Origin of the sequence: Hoeflea sp. Naph1, from assembly GCF_046837775.1 — a bacterium.
In the GTDB taxonomy this organism is placed as follows: domain Bacteria; phylum Pseudomonadota; class Alphaproteobacteria; order Rhizobiales; family Rhizobiaceae; genus Hoeflea.
Map to the genome: position 1 here is coordinate 1,691,472 of NZ_CP177286.1, position 18,168 is coordinate 1,709,639.

The 18,168-nt window shown below is 55.9% G+C and carries 11 protein-coding genes, 6 pseudogenes and 1 other annotated feature; of the genes and pseudogenes, 8 read left to right on the top strand and 9 right to left on the bottom strand.

Translation table 11 applies throughout. The annotated features are described in order from the left end of the window. Positions 1–54 precede the first annotated feature (54 nt). The 5 genes and pseudogenes from ACK6D9_RS08025 to ACK6D9_RS08045 all read left to right on the top strand — a co-directional run bounded on the left by ACK6D9_RS08025 (position 55) and on the right by ACK6D9_RS08045 (position 6,810). Positions 55–2,055 (top strand): hypothetical protein, encoded by a 2,001-nt coding sequence (locus ACK6D9_RS08025; RefSeq protein ID WP_412051271.1) that lies wholly within the window; start codon positions 55–57, stop codon positions 2,053–2,055. 376 nt (positions 2,056–2,431) lie between these two features. Further along, complete coding sequence (locus ACK6D9_RS08030; RefSeq protein WP_412051765.1) at positions 2,432–4,597, top strand: type I secretion system permease/ATPase; 2,166 nt, start codon at positions 2,432–2,434, stop codon at positions 4,595–4,597. 9 nt (positions 4,598–4,606) lie between these two features. Then, positions 4,607–5,947 (top strand): HlyD family type I secretion periplasmic adaptor subunit, encoded by a 1,341-nt coding sequence (locus ACK6D9_RS08035; protein ID WP_412051272.1) that lies wholly within the window; start codon positions 4,607–4,609, stop codon positions 5,945–5,947. 115 nt (positions 5,948–6,062) lie between these two features. Then, positions 6,063–6,257 (top strand): annotated as a pseudogene (locus ACK6D9_RS08040) (transposase); the annotation flags it as partial. An 86-nt stretch (positions 6,258–6,343) separates the two neighbouring features. After that, a pseudogene (locus tag ACK6D9_RS08045) lies at positions 6,344–6,810 on the top strand (IS5 family transposase). A 45-nt stretch (positions 6,811–6,855) separates the two neighbouring features. On the opposite strand, the gene ACK6D9_RS08050 reads toward ACK6D9_RS08045, so the two are convergent. The 8 genes and pseudogenes from ACK6D9_RS08050 to ACK6D9_RS08085 all read right to left on the bottom strand — a co-directional run bounded on the left by ACK6D9_RS08050 (position 6,856) and on the right by ACK6D9_RS08085 (position 13,548). Further along, positions 6,856–7,607 (bottom strand): IS5 family transposase gene (locus tag ACK6D9_RS08050; RefSeq protein ID WP_412049012.1). Its coding sequence is split into 2 segments (ribosomal slippage): positions 6,856–7,274 and positions 7,274–7,607, totalling 753 coding nucleotides; the frame shifts between segments, so codons are not numbered across the junction. Positions 7,608–8,121: 514 nt separating this feature from the next. Beyond that, positions 8,122–9,198: a pseudaminic acid synthase gene (pseI, locus tag ACK6D9_RS08055; protein WP_412051273.1), complete on the bottom strand. Its 1,077-nt coding sequence runs from the start codon at positions 9,196–9,198 to the stop codon at positions 8,122–8,124. A gap of 147 nt (positions 9,199–9,345) precedes the next feature. After that, positions 9,346–9,690 carry a hypothetical protein gene (locus ACK6D9_RS08060; protein ID WP_412051274.1) on the bottom strand — a complete coding sequence of 115 codons (345 nt, stop codon included), beginning with the start codon at positions 9,688–9,690 and terminating at the stop codon, positions 9,346–9,348. Further along, a pseudogene (locus ACK6D9_RS08065) lies at positions 9,687–10,789 on the bottom strand (IS5 family transposase). Before ACK6D9_RS08065 ends, ACK6D9_RS08060 begins: the two are co-directional and overlap by 4 nt. A 99-nt stretch (positions 10,790–10,888) precedes the next feature. Beyond that, positions 10,889–11,341, bottom strand: a pseudogene (locus ACK6D9_RS08070) (transposase); the annotation flags it as partial. 16 nt (positions 11,342–11,357) lie between these two features. Next, positions 11,358–12,300, bottom strand: a protein-coding gene (locus ACK6D9_RS08075) for an IS630 family transposase (protein WP_412051275.1) whose coding sequence is annotated in 2 segments (ribosomal slippage) — positions 11,358–11,964 and positions 11,963–12,300 — 945 coding nt in all. Because the reading frame shifts where the segments join, the coding sequence is not laid out codon by codon here. Positions 12,301–12,395: 95 nt separating this feature from the next. Next, positions 12,396–12,689, bottom strand: a pseudogene (locus tag ACK6D9_RS08080) (IS3 family transposase); the annotation flags it as partial. Between the two features lie 23 nt (positions 12,690–12,712). Continuing rightward, positions 12,713–13,548, bottom strand: a protein-coding gene (locus ACK6D9_RS08085; RefSeq protein ID WP_412051276.1) for an IS5 family transposase whose coding sequence is annotated in 2 segments (ribosomal slippage) — positions 12,713–13,137 and positions 13,137–13,548 — 837 coding nt in all. Because the reading frame shifts where the segments join, the coding sequence is not laid out codon by codon here. A gap of 282 nt (positions 13,549–13,830) precedes the next feature. Between ACK6D9_RS08085 and ACK6D9_RS08090 the strand changes: the two genes are divergently transcribed. Together ACK6D9_RS08090 and ACK6D9_RS08095 are read left to right on the top strand one after the other, a co-directional pair. After that, entirely contained in the window at positions 13,831–15,027 is a 1,197-nt protein-coding gene (locus ACK6D9_RS08090; RefSeq protein WP_412051277.1) for a sugar transferase, read from the top strand. A gap of 441 nt (positions 15,028–15,468) precedes the next feature. Then, on the top strand, positions 15,469–15,594 hold the full coding sequence (locus tag ACK6D9_RS08095) for a hypothetical protein (RefSeq protein WP_412051278.1): 126 nt from the start codon (positions 15,469–15,471) through the stop codon (positions 15,592–15,594). A gap of 1 nt (position 15,595) precedes the next feature. Here the strand turns inward: ACK6D9_RS08095 and ACK6D9_RS08100 are convergent. Next, positions 15,596–16,837 (bottom strand): annotated as a pseudogene (locus tag ACK6D9_RS08100) (IS3 family transposase). After that, positions 16,427–16,556 (bottom strand) — a sequence feature (AL1L pseudoknot). Its footprint overlaps the pseudogene before it by 130 nt. 54 nt (positions 16,838–16,891) lie before the next feature. Here ACK6D9_RS08100 and ACK6D9_RS08105 point away from each other — a divergent pair. Further along, a complete protein-coding gene (locus ACK6D9_RS08105; RefSeq protein ID WP_412051279.1) occupies positions 16,892–18,001 on the top strand; it encodes an IS256 family transposase in 1,110 nt (369 codons plus the stop codon). The last annotated feature ends 167 nt before the right edge of the window (positions 18,002–18,168 follow it).

Below are 18,168 nucleotides of genomic sequence, written 5' to 3' on the forward strand. Positions count from 1 at the left end.
CGCCAACGACTGATTGTCGGCTGGGATATTATTTTCGCGCGGAGGATGTTTGTCGTGTATATGGACAGAACAACGGAAGCGATCGCGCACTTTATCGGTCTCTTCGCAATCACAATCGAGCAGGCATGGCAACGGCAGGCATTTGATTCATTCACTGCTGACGCTCTTTCGCAGTCCGATCCAAACGCACTGCCCAATATCGATACCTCCTTTTCTGCAGAATATGCATTCATTGGCTACGAGCCGGGCTTTATTTACCGTGCACCTGCGCCCGAGCTGTTCCTCGCCAATGCCGAGTCATTTGTCCATTTTGGCCCGCTGAAAATCCCCTTGGATAGTCTCGCCTACGCCGCCTATCTTGGATCGGTAATCAGTGGATTTTTTTCGTACGTAACCAGCTACAATACGGTCCCGGTGAACCCCGAAGCGGTGACGTTGGGGTCGGTTGCCAACTTTATCACTCAGGGCATTAGGCTTAGTGATGATGACTATTTCGGCGTCGGTGCACATGGCTTGCACTATTCCCCGACCCCATTCGACGACATACAGCTAATATCGCTGGTCAATGCTGCGAATGCACTGTCGCCATTTACGGGCACCGAGATCCTCGGAAGCTCAGACGCGCTGACGGCATTCGCCACCGACCTGTTGGAAACGATCGATGATTACGAGCCGCTGCCGCAGGAAGGGCAGACCATTTTTGTCGAAAAGCAAAACACGATCGAGGGCATATATGTTAACGGCGAAAAGGTGGACGAAGCGCCCAAGCTGGATGACTATTTTTCGCTAGAAGACCGGCTTGATGCCGCGCCGCATTCGGACAAACCGCTCCCCCACAACGCGAGCCTTACAGATGACGGCTGGCAGATCGACACCTCTGTCGAGGTGGAGACTGGCGGCAACATCCTGATCAACAACGTCGTTATGAAAAATTTCTGGACCGCCTCGACAGTTACTGCAGTTGCAGGCGATCACATCCAGATCAATGCGATCGTTCAGATCAACGCCTGGGCTGACACCGATATAGTGAGCGAGGCGATAGCCGGTTGGGATAAGAATCCCTTAGGCACCCAGGCATTCAACATTGCAACATTCGAGCGGCTTGAATCGTCTGCCGACGATGACAGCTCTGAATCGGAAAATGGCTTTCCCAAGCATTGGGTGGTCAGCGAGGTGGAGGGTGACTTGCTGATTGTGAACTGGCTTCAGCAACTCACGTTCATGCACGACAATGATATCGGTGTTCTGTCCTCAAGCGGCGCGACGACAGCCGTCTATTCGGGCAACAACATCTCCTATAACGACGTCTCCATTTACGAGCTGGGCTTTTCCTATGATCTCATCATTATCGGTGGTAACTGCTACGATCTGAACATCATCCAGCAGATGAATCTGCTTTACGACAACGACTTGATCGGAGCTGTGACCGGTTTCGAGACGACGGGTGAGGGACACTATTCCACCTCCGACAACTTGCTGTGGAACAACGCGGCCATCTACAATATCGGCGGCGCGGGTCAGTTCGAAGCACTTCCAGATTACTACCGCGCTACGGCGGACGCCTTGGCCGCTGGTCAGGATTTCCTCAGCAACGGTGTGCTGTCCGATGCCGCGTTTGCGGGGTTAGGCACCCTGCGGGTACTTTATATCAAAGGCGATTTCATCAACGTGCAATACGCCAAGATGACCAACATCCTTGGCGACAGCGACCAAATAGCGCTCGCAATGGATGCGGTAGGTGCCCATCCGGAAGCCGACTGGTCTGTGACCACGGGCGCCAACGCGCTCATCAATAATGCCACCCTTGTCGATTTAGACTCCATGGGCACGACCTATGTCGGGGGCGATCAGTATTCCAGCGACGTGCTTATTCAGGCCGATATCATTTCGACGGATCCGCATTTCGGATCGCAGAACCCGGACGTGCTGGTCAACGAGGCAATCTATTTTCTTGACGATGACGGACCTGACAATAGCGGCGATCAATACGCCGGTTCGGGCAGTTTGGATCCGGACAACGCCGACGGTGATGCACTGCAAACACTGATAGGCTGAAAATCGCAATGGGGAGTTGAGCGTGAGCGAGAATTCAAAGGGGCCGGGTCATTCAACAGTGGGATCGAAGGGTGAGGCAGAGCCCAAGGGGGCTTTCGACGCCAAAAGCGAATCCTTGTCTGACTATCTTCGCCCCCAGGACGATGCAATCAAGAAGTCCTTCGACGCACTTGACCATGCACTTTCGGAGCTGTGCGACGAGGCTGGTGTTGAAAGATCCTCCGCCCCTCAGACGCCAGCCCAGCAAGCAAAGCCCGTCGCGGCTTCTTCAAGTCCTGCATCCAAACCAGCGATGACCGTCGAGCTTTCACCAAGTCTTGCCTCCAAGCCAGCGATGAAGGTCGAGCTTTCACCGAGTCCTGCCCCTCAGCCAGCGATGACCGTCGAGGTTTCGCCAAGTCCCGCCTCTAAACCAGCTGCGACCGCCGAGGTTTCGCCAAGACCTGCCTCTAGACCAGCAGTGACCGTCGAGCCTTCGTCAGCTCCAGCCTCTCAGCAGCAACCGAAAAAAAACGCACCCGGTCCGGCAGGTCCGGCAACCGCCAACGGTTCGGCTCCAAACGGTCAGGCATCTGCCGTTAAAAAATCGCCAACTCCATCCACGGCAAATGCATCTGCCTCCGGAGGAGAAACTCAGGCAAAAGCTCAAACAGCTCATACATCGCATCCTGTGGGCGCAAGGACGATAGAAGACGATCGGGGGCCGATCAAAGCGCGTGAGCGCCCGTCGCCCGACGCAGCTGATGGAGCTTCAGGCAAGGGCCCGAGTGGCAGAGGGCCGCACGGTGGAGACGGGGTCTTCCACAAGCGGCTCGGTCCCATCAACTTCAACGCCAGCCTGAAGGCCGGGCTTGCTGCTGTGCGCAAGAACCTTGCGGTGACAATGCTTTTCACGGTCGCCAGCAATGTGCTTGTGCTCGCAATACCGATCTACCTGTTCCAGATATCGGATAGGGTTCTCACCAGCCGGTCGACCGATACGCTGATCATGCTGACTGTCGTCATCGTAGGGGCAGTCATTCTTCAGTCGATGTTCGACGCAATCAGGCGGTTCATACTTATGCGGACGGCGGTGGAGTTTGCAGCCCAACTCGGCGCTCCGGTACTCAGCGCGGCAGCGCGCGCCTCCCTGAATGGCAGTGGGCGAGAGTATCAAACCCTGGGTGATTTACAGCAAGTACGCTCGTTTCTGGTGTCGCGGACGCTACTTTCCTTCATGGATGCTCCGTTTGCACCACTATTCTTGCTGGCTGTATTCCTCATTCATCCGCATCTCGGTTCCATCGTTGCCGGCACGGCACTGCTTCTGCTGGTGCTGACTTTGCTCAATCAGCGCGCCACGGCAGCAGCGTTCGGCGAGGCGAACACCGCTCAGGTCAAGGCAAACCTGCATCTGGATTCCATGTCTCGCAATTCACAGATCATAAATGCGTTGGCAATGATTCCTGAAGCAGTGCAGATCTGGGGAAAAGACACGGCGGACTCGCTGAGGTCGCAGGTTATCGCCCAGGACCGGAATATTATGTTTGCTGCCATGTCCAAGGCAGCAAGACTGCTTGCGCAGGTTAGTATTCTGGGGTGGGGTGCCTACCTGTCGATCGGAGGGGAAATTACTGGCGGTATGGTCATCGCCGGATCGATCATTGCAGGTCGCGCGCTTGCCCCGATCGAGGGCGCCATAGAAGGATGGAACCAATACAGCCAGTCCCGTTCGTCATTCGACCGTATTTCGTTGCTTCTGAAGAATTCGCCATTCAACCTGGAACGGCTTAACCTGCCCAAACCCGAAGGGCGGCTTGACGTTGAGCGCTTGCTCTTCGTGCCCCAAGGTACGAAGCGGGTTGTGCTCAATGGGATATCCTTCTCACTATCGCCTGGCGAGTCGCTTGGGATCATCGGTAACTCAGGTGCAGGCAAGACCACCTTGGGCAAGATGCTGGTCGGTTCGATCCTTCCGACATCAGGTAACGTACGTCTGGATCTGATGGATTTGCGCAACTGGGATCCGCGGCAGTTCGGTGAGAATATCGGATACCTGCCGCAGGACGTTCAACTTTTCCCGGGATCCATCAAGGCAAACATTGGCCGCATGCGCGATGATGCGACGGACGCGCAGATCTATGAAGCGGCTATGTTGGCCGATGTGCACGAGATGATTGCCGATCTACCGCACGGCTATGAGACCATGGTCGCATCCGACGGGTCGCCGCTGTCAGGCGGCCAGAAGCAGCGCATAGCGCTTGCCCGAGCCTTTTTCGGCAACCCGCGGCTCGTGGTGCTCGATGAGCCGAACTCGAACTTGGATAGTTCAGGAGACGCAGCTCTGCTGCGCGCCCTTCGTCACGCCAAGCAGCAGAAAATTACGATGATTACCATCACGCAGCGGCCGGCTCTTCTTGCTCACGTCGATAAGATCTTGCTGATCGTCAATGGCACGGTGGCGCTGTTCGGCAAACGCAACGATGTGCTCAAGGCTCTCGCTGACCGTGACGTCAGCCTGGACTCAGGTACAGGCTCGTTTGGCCACCAGCAGCTTCAATAGGGGTCGGGAATGCACGATATTGCGAAAGTACAAGATATTACTTGGTATTCCGAAGTGCCTCGTTCGATCTGGAAGCAGACCACGTTCGGATTGGTTTTGCTGGCGGTTACATTCGGCGGTTTTGGCGCCTGGGCGTTCACCGCGCCGCTGGCCGCTTCCGTGATTGCCCAGGGCAGGTTCGTCGCCACCGGGCAAAACAAGATTGTGCAGCACTTTGAAGGCGGGATAATTAAAGAAATATTGGTGGCCGAAGGCGATCATGTTCAATACGATCAGCCTCTTGTCCGCCTTGACGAAACTGCAGCCCTTGTCAGGGAGCGCCAACTATTTTTACGGCGTGCACGGCTCGAGCTTATTGCCGCGCGCCTAGCTTCCCAAATTCGCGGTGACGATACGATCAAGATGCCGAAAATGATCGAGGAGAGCAAAGACGATGACGAGATCCTTCCCATGCTCGAAAGCCAGGAGCTGAACTTCGAAGCTTGGAAAACGAAACTGCGAAACGAGACCGCACTTCTTGACCAGAACATCAAGGCACTCGGATTCCGCGCCGACGGCTACAAGCAGCAGATGAAGGCGACAGACATTCAACTGGAGCTTCTGAATGAAGAGTTGGCCAGCAAGCAGGTCTTGTTGAAGAAGGGCTTCATTCGCGGAACGGAAATCAAGGCCATACAGCGAGCCATTGCAGAAGCCGCAGGGCAGTCCGGCGGGCTGTCGGCTGAGGTTTCTGAGACCTATGCGCAGATAACAAAACAGAAGGGCCAGATCCTGCAGACCGAGGATGTTTACCGGAAAGCTGCATTGGACGAGTTGGAATCGATCCAGGGTGATCTGGATTCAATCCGCGAACAGTCCCGCGAAGCTCAATATGTGCTGCGCCGCGCAACCATCAATGCGCCGGTTGCCGGGACGGTGATCAGGCTCTTCTTCCACACGTCGGGAGGCGTGATCGAAAGCGGCAAGGGCATCCTGGAGATTCTTCCCGCAGATGTTCCGCTCATCATCGAGGCGCCAATCAAGCAGACCGATATTGACAGCGTGCACGTTGGACAACGCGCGGCGGTGCGTCTGACCGCGCTTAACCAGCGGACGACCCCAGTTCTGGAAGGCGAGGTCTTTTACGTTTCGGCCGACTCGCTCTCCAAAGAAAACGCTACCGCAACAGATCAGGATTTCTACCTTGCGAGAATTCGCCTGCCGGCCAGCGAATTGGCTCGGGTCGACAATTTTACGCCTACCCCCGGCATGCCCGTTCAGATGCTGATACAGACCGCCGAACGGACCTTCTTCAATTATCTCATGAAACCCGTCGCAGACTCCATGTCCCGTGCGTTCAGTGAACAATAAGCGCTGCCTCAAGGTCTGATTTCTGCACGCGGATAGTTGGTCATGATCACCGGCAGCATTACCACCGCATTCCCAAACCCATTGCCTTGTGCGGATTAAAGTGGACGTACTCTAGCTTCTCTTCCTGCCGCCCTACAGCCCTGACCTCAATCCCATCGAGATGGCTTTTTCCAAGCTCAAGGCAATGCTGCGAAAGCACGCGGCTCGCAGCTTCGACGCCATCACCACCGCGCTCGGCGAAATAGTAAGCCTATTCTCCGTCACCGAATGCCAAAATTTCTTCGAGGCAGCAGGCTATGAGGCGGAATAGATGCAACGCGTTTTAGGCTCAGGACCCATTAAATTGCTTGCGGGACGGATTGCGAACTGATTCATTGGTGCCAAGAGGATACTGGCATGAGTGATTTGATTTGGCTCAGTGAAAGACAAATGCAGCGGATTGAGCCGTGTTTCCCGCTATCGCACGGGGTCCCGCGGGTTGATGACCGGCGGGTTCTCAGTGGGGACGTCCACTGGTTTTGCTGCTCTCGGAGGGACAAATGAGCGACTTCAAGGGCGCAGCGCTGATGTTTGACGCCATTCCGGATGCAAAAGCCCTGCTCGGTGACAAGGGCTACGATGCAGACTGGTTTCGCCAGGCACTCGAGGCGCGAGGCATAGAGCCCTGCATTCCGCCTAAATCCAACCGCAAAACCGAAATATCGTTTGACAAGACGCTCTACAAAAGCCGTCACAAGATCGAGAACATGTTTCGAAAACTCAGAGACTGGCGGCGCATCCACACCCGCTACGACCGTTGCGCCCACGCCTTCATGTCAACCATCGCAATCGCAGCAACCATCATTTTCTGGATCAATCAATGATTCCTGAGCCTAGGCCAACGCTTTTTGGCTAGGGGCTGTTGACGTTTACCGTGTGTGAATGAGCGTTGCGGCAATTGAGATGAAGGCTTTGAAACTCTGGTCGGTTTTGCAAGAGCGCATTGCTATCCCTCTGTTTTCCTTCAGTTTGCCAAAGTAGTTTTCGATCAAATGCCGCCATTTGTAGGTTTCCTTGTCGAACTCTGCCGGGAACCTCCGGTTGGATTTTGGCGGTATGACCGGGGTTATGCCGCGATCCAGCAGGCCATTGCGCAGCCAATCCGCGTCAAAGGCCCTGTCCGCCAGCAAATATCCGGCGGACAAGCCGCTGATCAACGCATCGGTCTCGCGCAGATCATGAGCTTGCCCTGGCATCAGACAGAAATCGACGAGATTACCGAGCGCATCCGTCAGAGCCAGTATCTTTGTCGTTATGCCGCCGCGTGAGCGTCCAATGGCCTGGCAGAGAGTCCCCCTTTTGCGCCCTGACCCGAGCGATGAACCTTGACGATAGTACCGTCGATCATTGCGTATTCCAGATCGGCGTCTGAGGCTAATGCTTTGAACATACAATAGAAAGCATCCGCTTTGACCCATCTGCGGAACCGCTTGAATACAGAATTCCATTTGCCAAACTCACCCGGCAATTCGCGCCATTGCGCGCCCGTGCGGACGATCCAGAGGACTGCCTCCATGAAAAGTCGTGGGTCACGTCCGGTTTGTCCGGGATCGGTGGTTTTACCCAGGCAGTATGGTTCGATGATCGCCCATTGCGAATTGGATAGGACTCTTCGGGTCAAGGTTGCTCTCCTCCGTTTGCAACCTTGAATCAGAAGTCAGGTGATTTGGGAATCCCGAACGTCAACAGCCCCTAGATACTTCGCACACGAATAATCGTCTGAAAATTACTGCAGTTGGAACTGCTCCAGTAAGGGCGGCCTATCATAGCGCCATATGAAAACAGACTGGTAGCGCATTCCTCCTTGATAAGCCGGAGCGTGTATCTTTGCTGCGCTAAGGAAACCACAAGATATGGTTGAGCCTGATTTAAAGGGATAAGCCGTTTTCGAAGCAACTGGTAGCAGCCGATAATGTCATCGGTTTCAGTTTATCTGAGGTCTACAAGCATCGTCTTCTTGCCTCAATGTTGATAGAAGTGAGTTCAGATTTCGTAATGTGCATCTACGCCATCGAAAAAAGTAATTAGCTTTATTTTTGCACAGTTTCTTTTTTTCATAAATTTCATCGGAAATGTAGGGTGATTAATATCAAGAACAAGCTGCAGCCTAGACTTTGGAAAAACCGTCATTCGGGTCATGCTATCATGTCCCAGCTCACCCGTTCTCCCTTTGCGACATCGCGCTTGATGGTTTTGCCCAGCAGCATGTCATAGTATTTGGGGTCGAGCCCGTAGCCAGGCCGCACGATCCTTAGATTCCTGCTGGTGAACACGTCTCCCCTCATGGCGTTCTCTGCAACATAGAGAGAGCGCCTGAAGGTGCGGGCGCCTGCCTCCGCCTTCGTGCCGCCATAGGTTGTCTGCCCCAATGATTGCCAGGCTCTCTCGGTCTCTATCCGCAGTTGCGCGAACTCCTCAGGCTCGAGAGAGAATGTGGAATCGACTCCACCATCGGCTCGCCGCAGGGTGAAGTGCTTCTCGAAGAGGCTGGCGCCAAAGGCCACGGCAGCTACCGAAACCCCACACCCCATCGTGTGATCGGAAAGGCCGACCTCGCAGCCAAAGGTTTCGCGCATATTGGCGATGGTGCGGATATTAGTGTTTTCCGGCGTCGCCGGATAGGTGCTGGTGCATTTCAGGATCGCCAGATCGCCACAACCGTTTTTGCGTGCGGTGCTGATCGCCGCGTCGATTTCGCCAACAGTAGCCATCCCGGTGGAAATGATTATCGGCTTGCCGGTACTCGCAACCTTGGCAATCAGCGGAAGATCAGTGCATTCGAAAGAGGCGATCTTGTAAGCGGTCACACCAAGCGTCTCGAGAAAATTAACCGATGTATCGTCAAAGGCTGAGCTGAAGCAGTCCATGCCCAAGGCATTTGCGCGATCTATAATTGGTTTGTGCCATTCCCACGGCGTGTGCGCCTCGTCGTAAAGTTCGTAGAGCCGGCGTCCGTTCCACAGGCTTGCAGGATCATTGATCAAAAAATCTGCATTGGTAGTGTCAAGGGTAATCGTATCTGCGGTATAGGTCTGCAATTTCACCGCATCCGCTCCGGATCTTGCGGCCGCGTCAACAATTCCCAGGGCCCGATCAAGCGACCTGTTATGGTTGCCGGACATCTCGGCAATAAGATACGGCCGGTGACCGAGACCAATAGTGCGATTACCAATTTTCATAAGCTTTTCATTCCATTTATGCCCCCGTATCATAGCTGTGGGGGGCTGTCCACAGCTGTCTGCCTCGGTAAGGCAGACAGTAGAAATGCCAAGAATGACCTATGGGAGCAGCTCATCCGTACTGATGACCCGGCTCTACTGGCACAGGAGATTTTTGTTCATTTGAGCTGCTCCCCATCCCTAGCAGGCTGTTGAAGAAGTCTCTCGTTTGGCCTTGAGGACGGCCTCGTCGCCGTTGTGATAGGCGAACGTGGTCTCGATTGTGCTGTCATCGAGCAATTCGGCATTTCCGTCGCCTGAGACTTCGTCCATTTCTTCAAATCCGGCCCACGTGAAGTGGACCAGTGATTGGCTGTAGCCGAGATCGAGGCCCGCCTGGAGCGCGCCGAAGGCAATTTCACCGTGACCGTCAGTTCCAATCGCGATCATGGCGGGCGCGACCAGATCGAGATAGCTGCGATCCCACAGATCGGCCTCGACAATCCGCCATCGACCGAGCAACGGGCAGCCTTCCGACGCGGTCATGTCGACACCGCCAGAAGCTTTGGTAACCGCACCAGATTGTATGCTGCTGCCGTCAAGGTGAAAGCCCAACCGACCCGGTCGCGCCCACGGAATTTCATCTTGTCCTGCCCAGCAATGGTCTTGATCCAACCGAAGGCCTCCTCTATCCGCTTGCGGATGCGCAGGCTGACGACATAGCCGCGATGTCGCGTCGTGCGCCCGTCAATCGCCGAGCAACGACCGTTTGCGTTCTGCGTCACATGCGGCGTCACCTTCATCGAGCGGAGTTCATTGACAAAATCCTCGGTGTCATAGGCCTTGTCGGCCCCCAGCGTGATCGCGTGCGGCCAGTCGGCACGCGGCTCGATCATGTGCAACGCAGCCACCCGTTCGGCGTGTCCATCTGCTTGCGTCAAACAGGCATCGACCAGCAGGCCATGGCGGTTTTCCATCAGACCATGCCCCATGAAGCACAACTTCGCCTCCTTGCCTTGCCTTTCTTGTAAAGCCTGGCCTCGGGATCGGTCGTCGAAGCATGCGTCTTGTTGGACCGTCTGTCGCCGTGGAGGTCTGCTTCCGCGTTGCGCCCACCGCCCGCCGCCGCCGGTTCTCCCGAACCGTCTTTCGGCCCATCCTTCGGCTTGATGCTCTTCATCGAGGCCCAGGCTTCGATCAGCGTGCCATCGACAGAAAAGTGATCCGTGGAAAGCAGCGCCTTGACCTTGGTCTGCGCCAGGATCGCGCTCAGGAACTTCGCGGCGATGTCGCCCTCAAGCAGCCGGTCGCGGTTCTTCGAGAACACAGAATGGTTTCAGGCCGCATCGTCAATGCCGATGCCGACAAACCAGCGGAACAGAAGATCATATTCCAGCCGCTCCATCAGCAGCCGTTCCGAGCGGATCGAATAGAAAGCCTGCAGCAGCATGGCCCGTAACAGCTTCTCCGGCGCGATCGATGGCCGCCCGATCGGAGAATAGAGCGCCGCAAATGCCCCTTCCTGCGAACCAAGCGCTTCGTTCACGATCAACCGGATCGCTCGCAGCGGATGACCCCGCCGCACCCGATCCTCAAGATCGACATAGCTGAAAAGCTCACCCGTCCTCACGTCGTCACCGCGCATTACATCATCCCCGAATCCCGACAAACTCAGTGAATCATGGGGAGCCGACTGAAGCGAGTGGCATTTTCAACAGCCTGCTAGGCCGGTATCTGGCGTAAATTAAGCTACTCTTTGCACCTGCTGATCGGGTTGGGTTTCGTCTTTTCTCAGCCAATAGACCACGGCAGGTGGTCTGCCACCAAGGGCTGAGTGTGGGCGTTGATGATTGTAAAACTTTATCCATTTGCGGATGCCCGCCTTCGCTTCTGACCCGGTCTCCCAAGCATGCAGGTAGACACATTCATATTTCAGTGTTCACCACAGGCGCTCAATGAAGATATTGTCGAGGAACCGGCCCTTTCCATCCATCGAGATGCGCACGCCGGTCCGGCGCAAGCGGTCCGTCCAGGCGAAGGATGTGAACTGGCTGCCCTGGTCCGTATTCATGATCTCCGGCTGGCCGAACTTGTGGATGGCCTCATTCAGCGCCTCGACACAAAAGTCGGCCTCCAGCGTATTCGAGACGCGCCAGGCCAGAACCTTATGGGTGTGCCAGTCCATGATGGCGACGAGCTAGAGTACGTCCACTTTAATCCGGGTCATATCCTGCTGCTGCAAAGTAGTTGGCGCACTCCTGGGGTTCAAAGAGTTTGATGAGATCGCCGACGGTGTTCCACAGCCCGTCGACAAAACGTTCGGCCTTTGCACGCAGTAGCGCCTTGAGTTTGGAGAAGGCGTTCTCGATCGGTTTAAAGTCGGGACTGTAAGGCGGCAGATAGAGCAGTTCGCAGTTTGCGGCCTCTATGGCCCGTCGGATGCCGTCCGCCTTGTGGGCAGGCAGATTATCCATGACGACGATATCGCCGGGGACGAGGGTGGGAACAAGAACCTGCTCGACATAGGCTCGAAACGCCACTCCATTCATCGCTCCGTCAAGGACCATCGGTGCGGTCATGCCCGAAAGCCTGAGCGCGCCGGTGAACGTCGTGGTTTTCCAGTGGCCGTGCGGGACGGCCGATCGGCAACGTTCTCCACGCAGCGAGCGACCACGAAGCCGAGCCATTTTTGTAGATAGGCCGGTTTCGTCGATGAAGACGAGCCGTTCAGGATCAAGTTCAAGTTGAGCATCGAACCATTCCTCGCGTCGCTTCATGACGTCTGGGCGCTCCTGCTCCAATGCATGTGCGGTCTTTTTTAAATGTGAAGCCACGCTTGCGCAGCCAGACGTCGAGGGTGCTCCTACCGACGCAGACCGATCTGTCTTCGTTCAGTCGCGCGACCATCTCATTGAGTGTGACATCTTTGGAGGCCTCGATCATGCTGACGATGAAGGCCTCGTGTGCATCAAGCCGTGAACCGCCGCGACGGCCTTGCTTGGCCGCGCTCACCCGGCCCTGCCGCACGTTCGCGATCCAGGCGATCGCCGTCGAAAAACCGATTCCGAACCGCGCTGCCGCCGACCGCGCCGACATCCCGCCCGCCGATGCTGCAAGAACCCGGCTGCGAAGATCATCACTTAATGCTCGGGCCATGTCTCCCTCCGACAAATCACTGTCAGAGGATGGAATCACAAAATTCCTTCCGACGGAATCCTTGTGCCGATTCCATTTTTAGCGGACGTGCTCTAGAGAAAGCCACGCCGCATGGGCAGGTAGGTGATGTCCGAGCACCAGACTTGGTTCGGTCGATCCACGCGCAGTCCTTTCAGCAGGTAGGGATAGGTCTTGTGCCCTTTCGCCGGCCTGCTGGTATTGGGTTTCTGATAGATCGGCATCAACCCCAACCGGCGTATCCGTTTCTCGTTCACCAGATGGCCATCGTTGCGCAGATGCCAGGCCATCTGCCGGACTCCGAAGAACGGTGTTTCCAGGAACTACTCGTCGATTTGGCGCATCAGGTCGAGGTTCTGCTCGGTCTCGCCTAAGAGTCGGTCCGGAAAGTTGTTCATTTTGAACAGAGCCTTCGCAGCATGAGGCGGATAGACGCGAGTTTGAGAAAGGCGAGCGCGTTGCGCGAAAGGTTCTCGAAGTCCTTTGCCAGCCTGCGGCATCGCCCAAGCCACGCGTAAGTCCGTTCGACCACCCAGCGTCTCGGCAGAACCTCAAAACCCTTGACGATGTCGGATCGCTTGATGATCTTGATCGCCAGCCCGGGCATGGCCTTCTTCTGACCCTTGGCGAAGACAGGTCCCTGATAGCCACCGTCCGCAAAGAGTTTCTTCAAAAACGGATAGCGCCCGAACAACGTCTTGATGACCAGCAGGCCGCCGTCGCGGTCCTGGATGTCGGCTGGATGAACCAGCGCATGCAGCAGCAGACCTACCGTGTCGACAAGGATATGCCGCTTCTTACCCTTGACCTTCTTCCCCGCATCATACCCGCTCGGGTCGATACAAGCCCCCCTTTTTCCGCGCTTTTGACGCTCTGGCTGTCGATGACCGCCGCTGTCGGGCTAGCCTCGCGTCCCATCGCCTCGCGGCATTTCACATAAAGCTCCTGATGAATACTGCCGAGTGTGCCGTCCCAGTTCCAAAGGTCGAAATAGCTGAACAGGGTGCTCTTCGGCGGCAAGTCCTTCGGAACAGCCCGCCATTGGAAGCCGGTGCTGAGAACATAAAGCAGGCCGTTAAGAACCTCGCGCACATTGACCTCACGCCTGCGGCCACCCCGCTTGGCAGGAGGTATCAAAGGCTCGACCAGCGCCCATTCCGCATCCGTCAGATCGCTGGGATAGCGCAGACCATCCCGATTGTACTTCCCACGGTTCGCTTTCGTCCACATAGCCTCCATCCCATCGTCGAATCAAATCAACGGCATGGAATCACAAACGATTCATATCATTCAACTTCTTTCCGGACCGACTCTAAGGGAAAAAGGCGTCTACAAATCTAGGGGCTATTCATACCTCTTGCAGAACGGACGGCAAACACAGAGAAAGGCGACGCTAACTGCAGGACGGATAATAAACTCAAGTGCACTTCATGAAATCAAAATTTCCCTTGCACGATAGTCAAAGATTGCTAGAAAGCATGGATTGGCAGAGAATGGTGGGAGTCGCTAGGCATGCGTATCGGCATTACCGGCGCATCCGGTTTCATAGGCAGTGCTATGGTCGCATATCTGGGCGACCGGCACGATGTCCTGCTTTTAGGCCGTGATCCCCAAGCCCTCGCGAATAAATTCGACGGACGCTTCCCCACATTTGATTATGCTGCGGCCGGGGAGGCTCTCAATGGTGTGGATGCCGTGGTTCACCTTGCTGCAGCTCTGCCGGGCACACTAAATACAGACACGGGCTATAAGGCCGCTAACACGGATCTTGCCGTCTACATCGGCCGGGCCGCCTCTACCGCAAAGGTCAATATTTTTGTTAATGCAGCTACTCTTGGATGGAACCGGAACGCCTACTCCGCTTCGAAGCTTGCTGCTGAAAAGGGCCTAGCTTCCGTTCCAAACCTCCGGGTTGCACACATTCGGCTTCCGGCAGTTTATTCCGACGAGTTCCGTGGCCGGCTTTCGGTCCTTAACCACGTTCCGGGTTTCCTGCGGGGGGGAGGCTTTAAAGTGTTGGCCTCACTGCGACCGACCGTTTCGATGGAGCGTGTATGCTACGCGTTCGAGGAAGCGATCATGCGTGGCGAACCGGGTGAGATCATTATCTCTGACCGGCAGGTCGGTAATCCGGTCTATAGTATTGTTCGGGCGCTGATCGACTACGCCTTTGCCGGTGGGGTGATTCTCATGTTCTGGTGGCTCATGGCACTGATCTATGCCGCGGTGCGCTTGGATACGCGGGGGCCGGGGATATTCGCCCAGGAGCGAGTTGGAAAGCACCGAAAGATATTCAAGTGCTACAAATTCCGTACTATGAGTATCGGCACTAAGATTGCTGGCACACATGAGATTTCCGACAATGCGATCACACGTGTCGGCGGTTTCCTGCGCCGGACGAAACTCGACGAGCTTCCGCAGGTAGTAAATATACTTCGCCGGGAAATGAGCCTTGTCGGTCCACGCCCTTCCTTGCTGGTCCAAGCTGAACTCATCGAAGCCCGTGATAGCCGCGGCGTTTATGATGTGTTGCCAGGAATAACAGGGCTTTCCCAGATTAAAGGCATAGACATGAGCGATCCGCAATGTCTTGCTCGCGCCGACGAACGCTATGTCGCGGAACGGAATCTTGTGACCGACGTCAAGATCATCATCCAGACGCTCAAAGGGCGCGGGCAGGGTGATCGCGTGGCACGCGGCGCCGCATGATAAAGTGGTAATTTCTCCCCCCCTGAATTGGTAATTTCGGGTGATGTGCTGACGTGTCCCCAAAGAATGGACCAGTTGAAGCTGGAAGTCTCCAATTATGATCTCGCTGACGGGAGTAGGAGAATTCCATGAAGGCATCGAAGTTTTTTGAAGCTCAGATCGCGTTTGTTTTAAAGCAGGCGGAAGGTGATGTTTCTATTGCCGAGGTGGGCCGCAAAGCGGGCTTTGTCTGACCTTGCCTCCAGGTTTTATCCAGCGTTAAGTTCGTTTCCAGCGTTGATTGAAGTGCCCCCCAATTTTGGTCCAGCTGGAGCTGGAATTTTCCGGGGTTATGGCTCATGCCGGCGGGGGTGCCGATGAGCCGTTCATGAGCGAAATGAGAGTGTCCGATCTTCTGTGTAACTGCGCTTTGGTCCATGCTTCCTGAGAGGAGCGAGGACGATGACGATTTGCAAGGAACTGCTTGACGAACTTCTTAAGGGCTGCGAGCGGCCTGAAGATTTGCTTGGCGATGCCGGGCTGATGAAAGTGAACCGCCCCGGGTTTGCCGGAGGCCATTTCGTTTAAGCTATGCGGCCATAGCTGCTTCGTCCAGCATGGCGTAATATCGTTCTTCAGCTTCGGCTGGCGGTATATTCCCGTTGGGCTGCAGAAGTCGTCGGTGGTTGAACCAGTCGACCCATTCCAGGGTGGCCAATTCCACCGTCTCGAAGCTCCTCCATGGTCCACGTCGATGGATGACCTCGGCCTTGTAGAGACCGTTGATCGTTTCGGCGAGGGTATTGTCGTAACTGTCGCCGACACTTCCGACAGAAGGTTCGATACCAGCTTCCGCCAACCGCTCGGAATACCGAATGGACACGTATTGGACACCTCGATCCGAGTGATGCACGAGGCCGCCACCATGAGCGGGACGCAGATCATGAAGCGCCTGCTCCAGAGCGTCGAGGACAAAGCCTGCATGTGCCGTCCTGCTCGCCCGCCAGCCAACTATGCGGCGAGCGAAGACGTCGATGACAAACGCCACGTAGACGAAACCCTGCCAGGTCGCGACATAGGTGAAGTCCGAAACCCACAGTCTGTTTGGTGCGGGGGCTTTGAACTGGCGGTTAACCCGGTCAAGCGGGCTCGGAGCAGTCTTGTCCGAGAACGTCGTGCGGATCGGCTTTCCTCGAATGATACCCTGCAGGTTCATAGCCCTCATAAGCCTGGCGACACTGCAGCGGGCCACGTCAAAGCCCTCACGCTTCAATTGCCGCCAGACTTTGCGAACACCATAGACGCGGAAGTTCTGTTCGAAGACGCGACGTATCTCGATCTTCAGGCTGATATCGCTGCGGGCGCGGATCGACAGGCGATCCACATCCAGGCGTTTGGCTACATTCTCGTAGTAGGTTGAAGGGGCAATCGGCAGCAGCCTGCAGATCGGCCAAATACGAAGCATCTGGCCCGAACACACCTCGGTGTTCGTCGATAAACGAGATCATCGCTTGAAGGGGCGGTCGAGCTCCGCCATCGCGAAATATGCAGAGGCTTTGCGCAAAATCTCGTTGGCTTGGCGAAGCTCGCGGTTCTCCCGCTCAAGAGCCTTCATCTTCTCGGCCACATCGCTCGGCACGCCTGCTCGTTTGCCGCTGTCGACCTCGGTCTTCTTGACCCAGTCGTGCAGCGTCGCTGGTGAGCAGCCGATCTTGGCAGCGATAGATGAAACGGCAGCCCAGCGTGATGGATGCTCGGCTTCATGGTCCAGCACCATGCGAATGGCACGGTTGCGGACCTCAGGTGAAAACTTGTTCGTTGTCTTGCTCATAATCGCTCCACTCTCTCAGAAGTTGGAGCCTCCGGCAAACCCGGGTCGGTTCAGATGGAACGGATGCTGGGTGCCGAGTTGACGGCACATCTGGGCTATGAGGAGGGCAAGGATGCGCCATCTGGCCAGTCTAACAGGCGGAACGGCACAGCCGGCAAACGTTTGAAGGGCCAGGATGGCGAGATGCCGATTTCAGTGCCCCGAGACCGGGACGGCAGTTTCGAGCCGGAGTTAGTCAAGAAAGGTCAGACCCGGATTGATGGCATGGATGACAAGATCATCGGCCTCTATGCCGCAGGTTTAACCGTTCGCGACATCCGCGCCCATCTGGAGGAAGTCTACGGCCTCAAGGTATCGCCCGACTTAATCAGCCGGGTCACCGACGCCGTTCTGGACGAGGTTCGGGAATGGCAATCCCGAGCGCTGGAGTTGATGTATCCCATTGTCATTTTCGACGCCCTGCGTGTGAAGATCAGGGATGCCGACAGCCGCATGGTGAAGAACAAGGCCGTCTACGTGGCGCTGGGCATCTCACGGGACGGGGTGCGCGAGGTTCTAGGCCTTTGGGTTGCGGATAACGAAGGGGCAAAGTTCTGGCTGTCCGTCATGAATGAGCTGAAGAACCGCGGCGTCCAGGACATCCTGATTGCCGTTGTAGACGGGCTCAAGGGTTTTCCCGAGGCGATCACCGCTGCTTTTCCGCAAGCCACGGTGCAAACCTGCATCGTGCATCTGGTGCGCCATTCCCTGAACTTCTGCAGCTGGAAGGATCGCAAGATCGTGGCTGTCGATCTGCGCCGGATTTACGGTGCCGCCACCGCTGATCAGGCCGCCGGTGAGCTTGATGCGTTCGAGGAAAAATGGGCCGGAAAATACGCCTCCATCGCCCCGGCCTGGCGGCGGGCATGGCAGGAGGTGATCCCGTTCTTTGCCTTCGATCCGGCAATCCGCAAAATCATATACACAACGAACGCGATCGAGAGCCTGAACCGGGTCATCCGTAAATCAATCAAGACGCGTGGCTCGTTCCCGACCGAGGAGGCAGCGACCAAGCTGATCTATCTCGCCATCCGGAACTTCGAGAAAGGCGGCAGGAATGTCCGGGAATGGTTTGCAGCCAGAAACCAGTTCGCTATTATGTTCGAGGAGCGCTTCAACGCGTGACCGTATCTGAAACCCGCGTGGGCCAGGCCAGATACACAGACTTCATGACGCTCCCGTTGTTCCATTTCATGAGCAATCGACTCGGCGCTCTTTAGCAAAGATTTTCCTTTCTCGGTCAACTCAGAGGGCTGTCTACGGCCATGATTTTCGTCGCTTCCACGTTGAAT

Bases quoted from the DNA above. Each gene is read 5' to 3' on its own strand.
- ACK6D9_RS08030 (WP_412051765.1), top strand. From the start codon at position 2,432: ATGACCGTCGAGGTTTCGCCAAGTCCCGCCTCTAAACCAGCTGCGACC.
- ACK6D9_RS08035 (WP_412051272.1), top strand. From the start codon at position 4,607: ATGCACGATATTGCGAAAGTACAAGATATTACTTGGTATTCCGAAGTG.
- pseI (WP_412051273.1), bottom strand. From the start codon at position 9,198: ATGATACGGGGGCATAAATGGAATGAAAAGCTTATGAAAATTGGTAAT.
- ACK6D9_RS08060 (WP_412051274.1), bottom strand. From the start codon at position 9,690: ATGACCGCGTCGGAAGGCTGCCCGTTGCTCGGTCGATGGCGGATTGTC.
- ACK6D9_RS08090 (WP_412051277.1), top strand. From the start codon at position 13,831: ATGCGTATCGGCATTACCGGCGCATCCGGTTTCATAGGCAGTGCTATG.
- ACK6D9_RS08095 (WP_412051278.1), top strand. From the start codon at position 15,469: ATGACGATTTGCAAGGAACTGCTTGACGAACTTCTTAAGGGCTGCGAG.
- ACK6D9_RS08105 (WP_412051279.1), top strand. From the start codon at position 16,892: ATGGAACGGATGCTGGGTGCCGAGTTGACGGCACATCTGGGCTATGAG.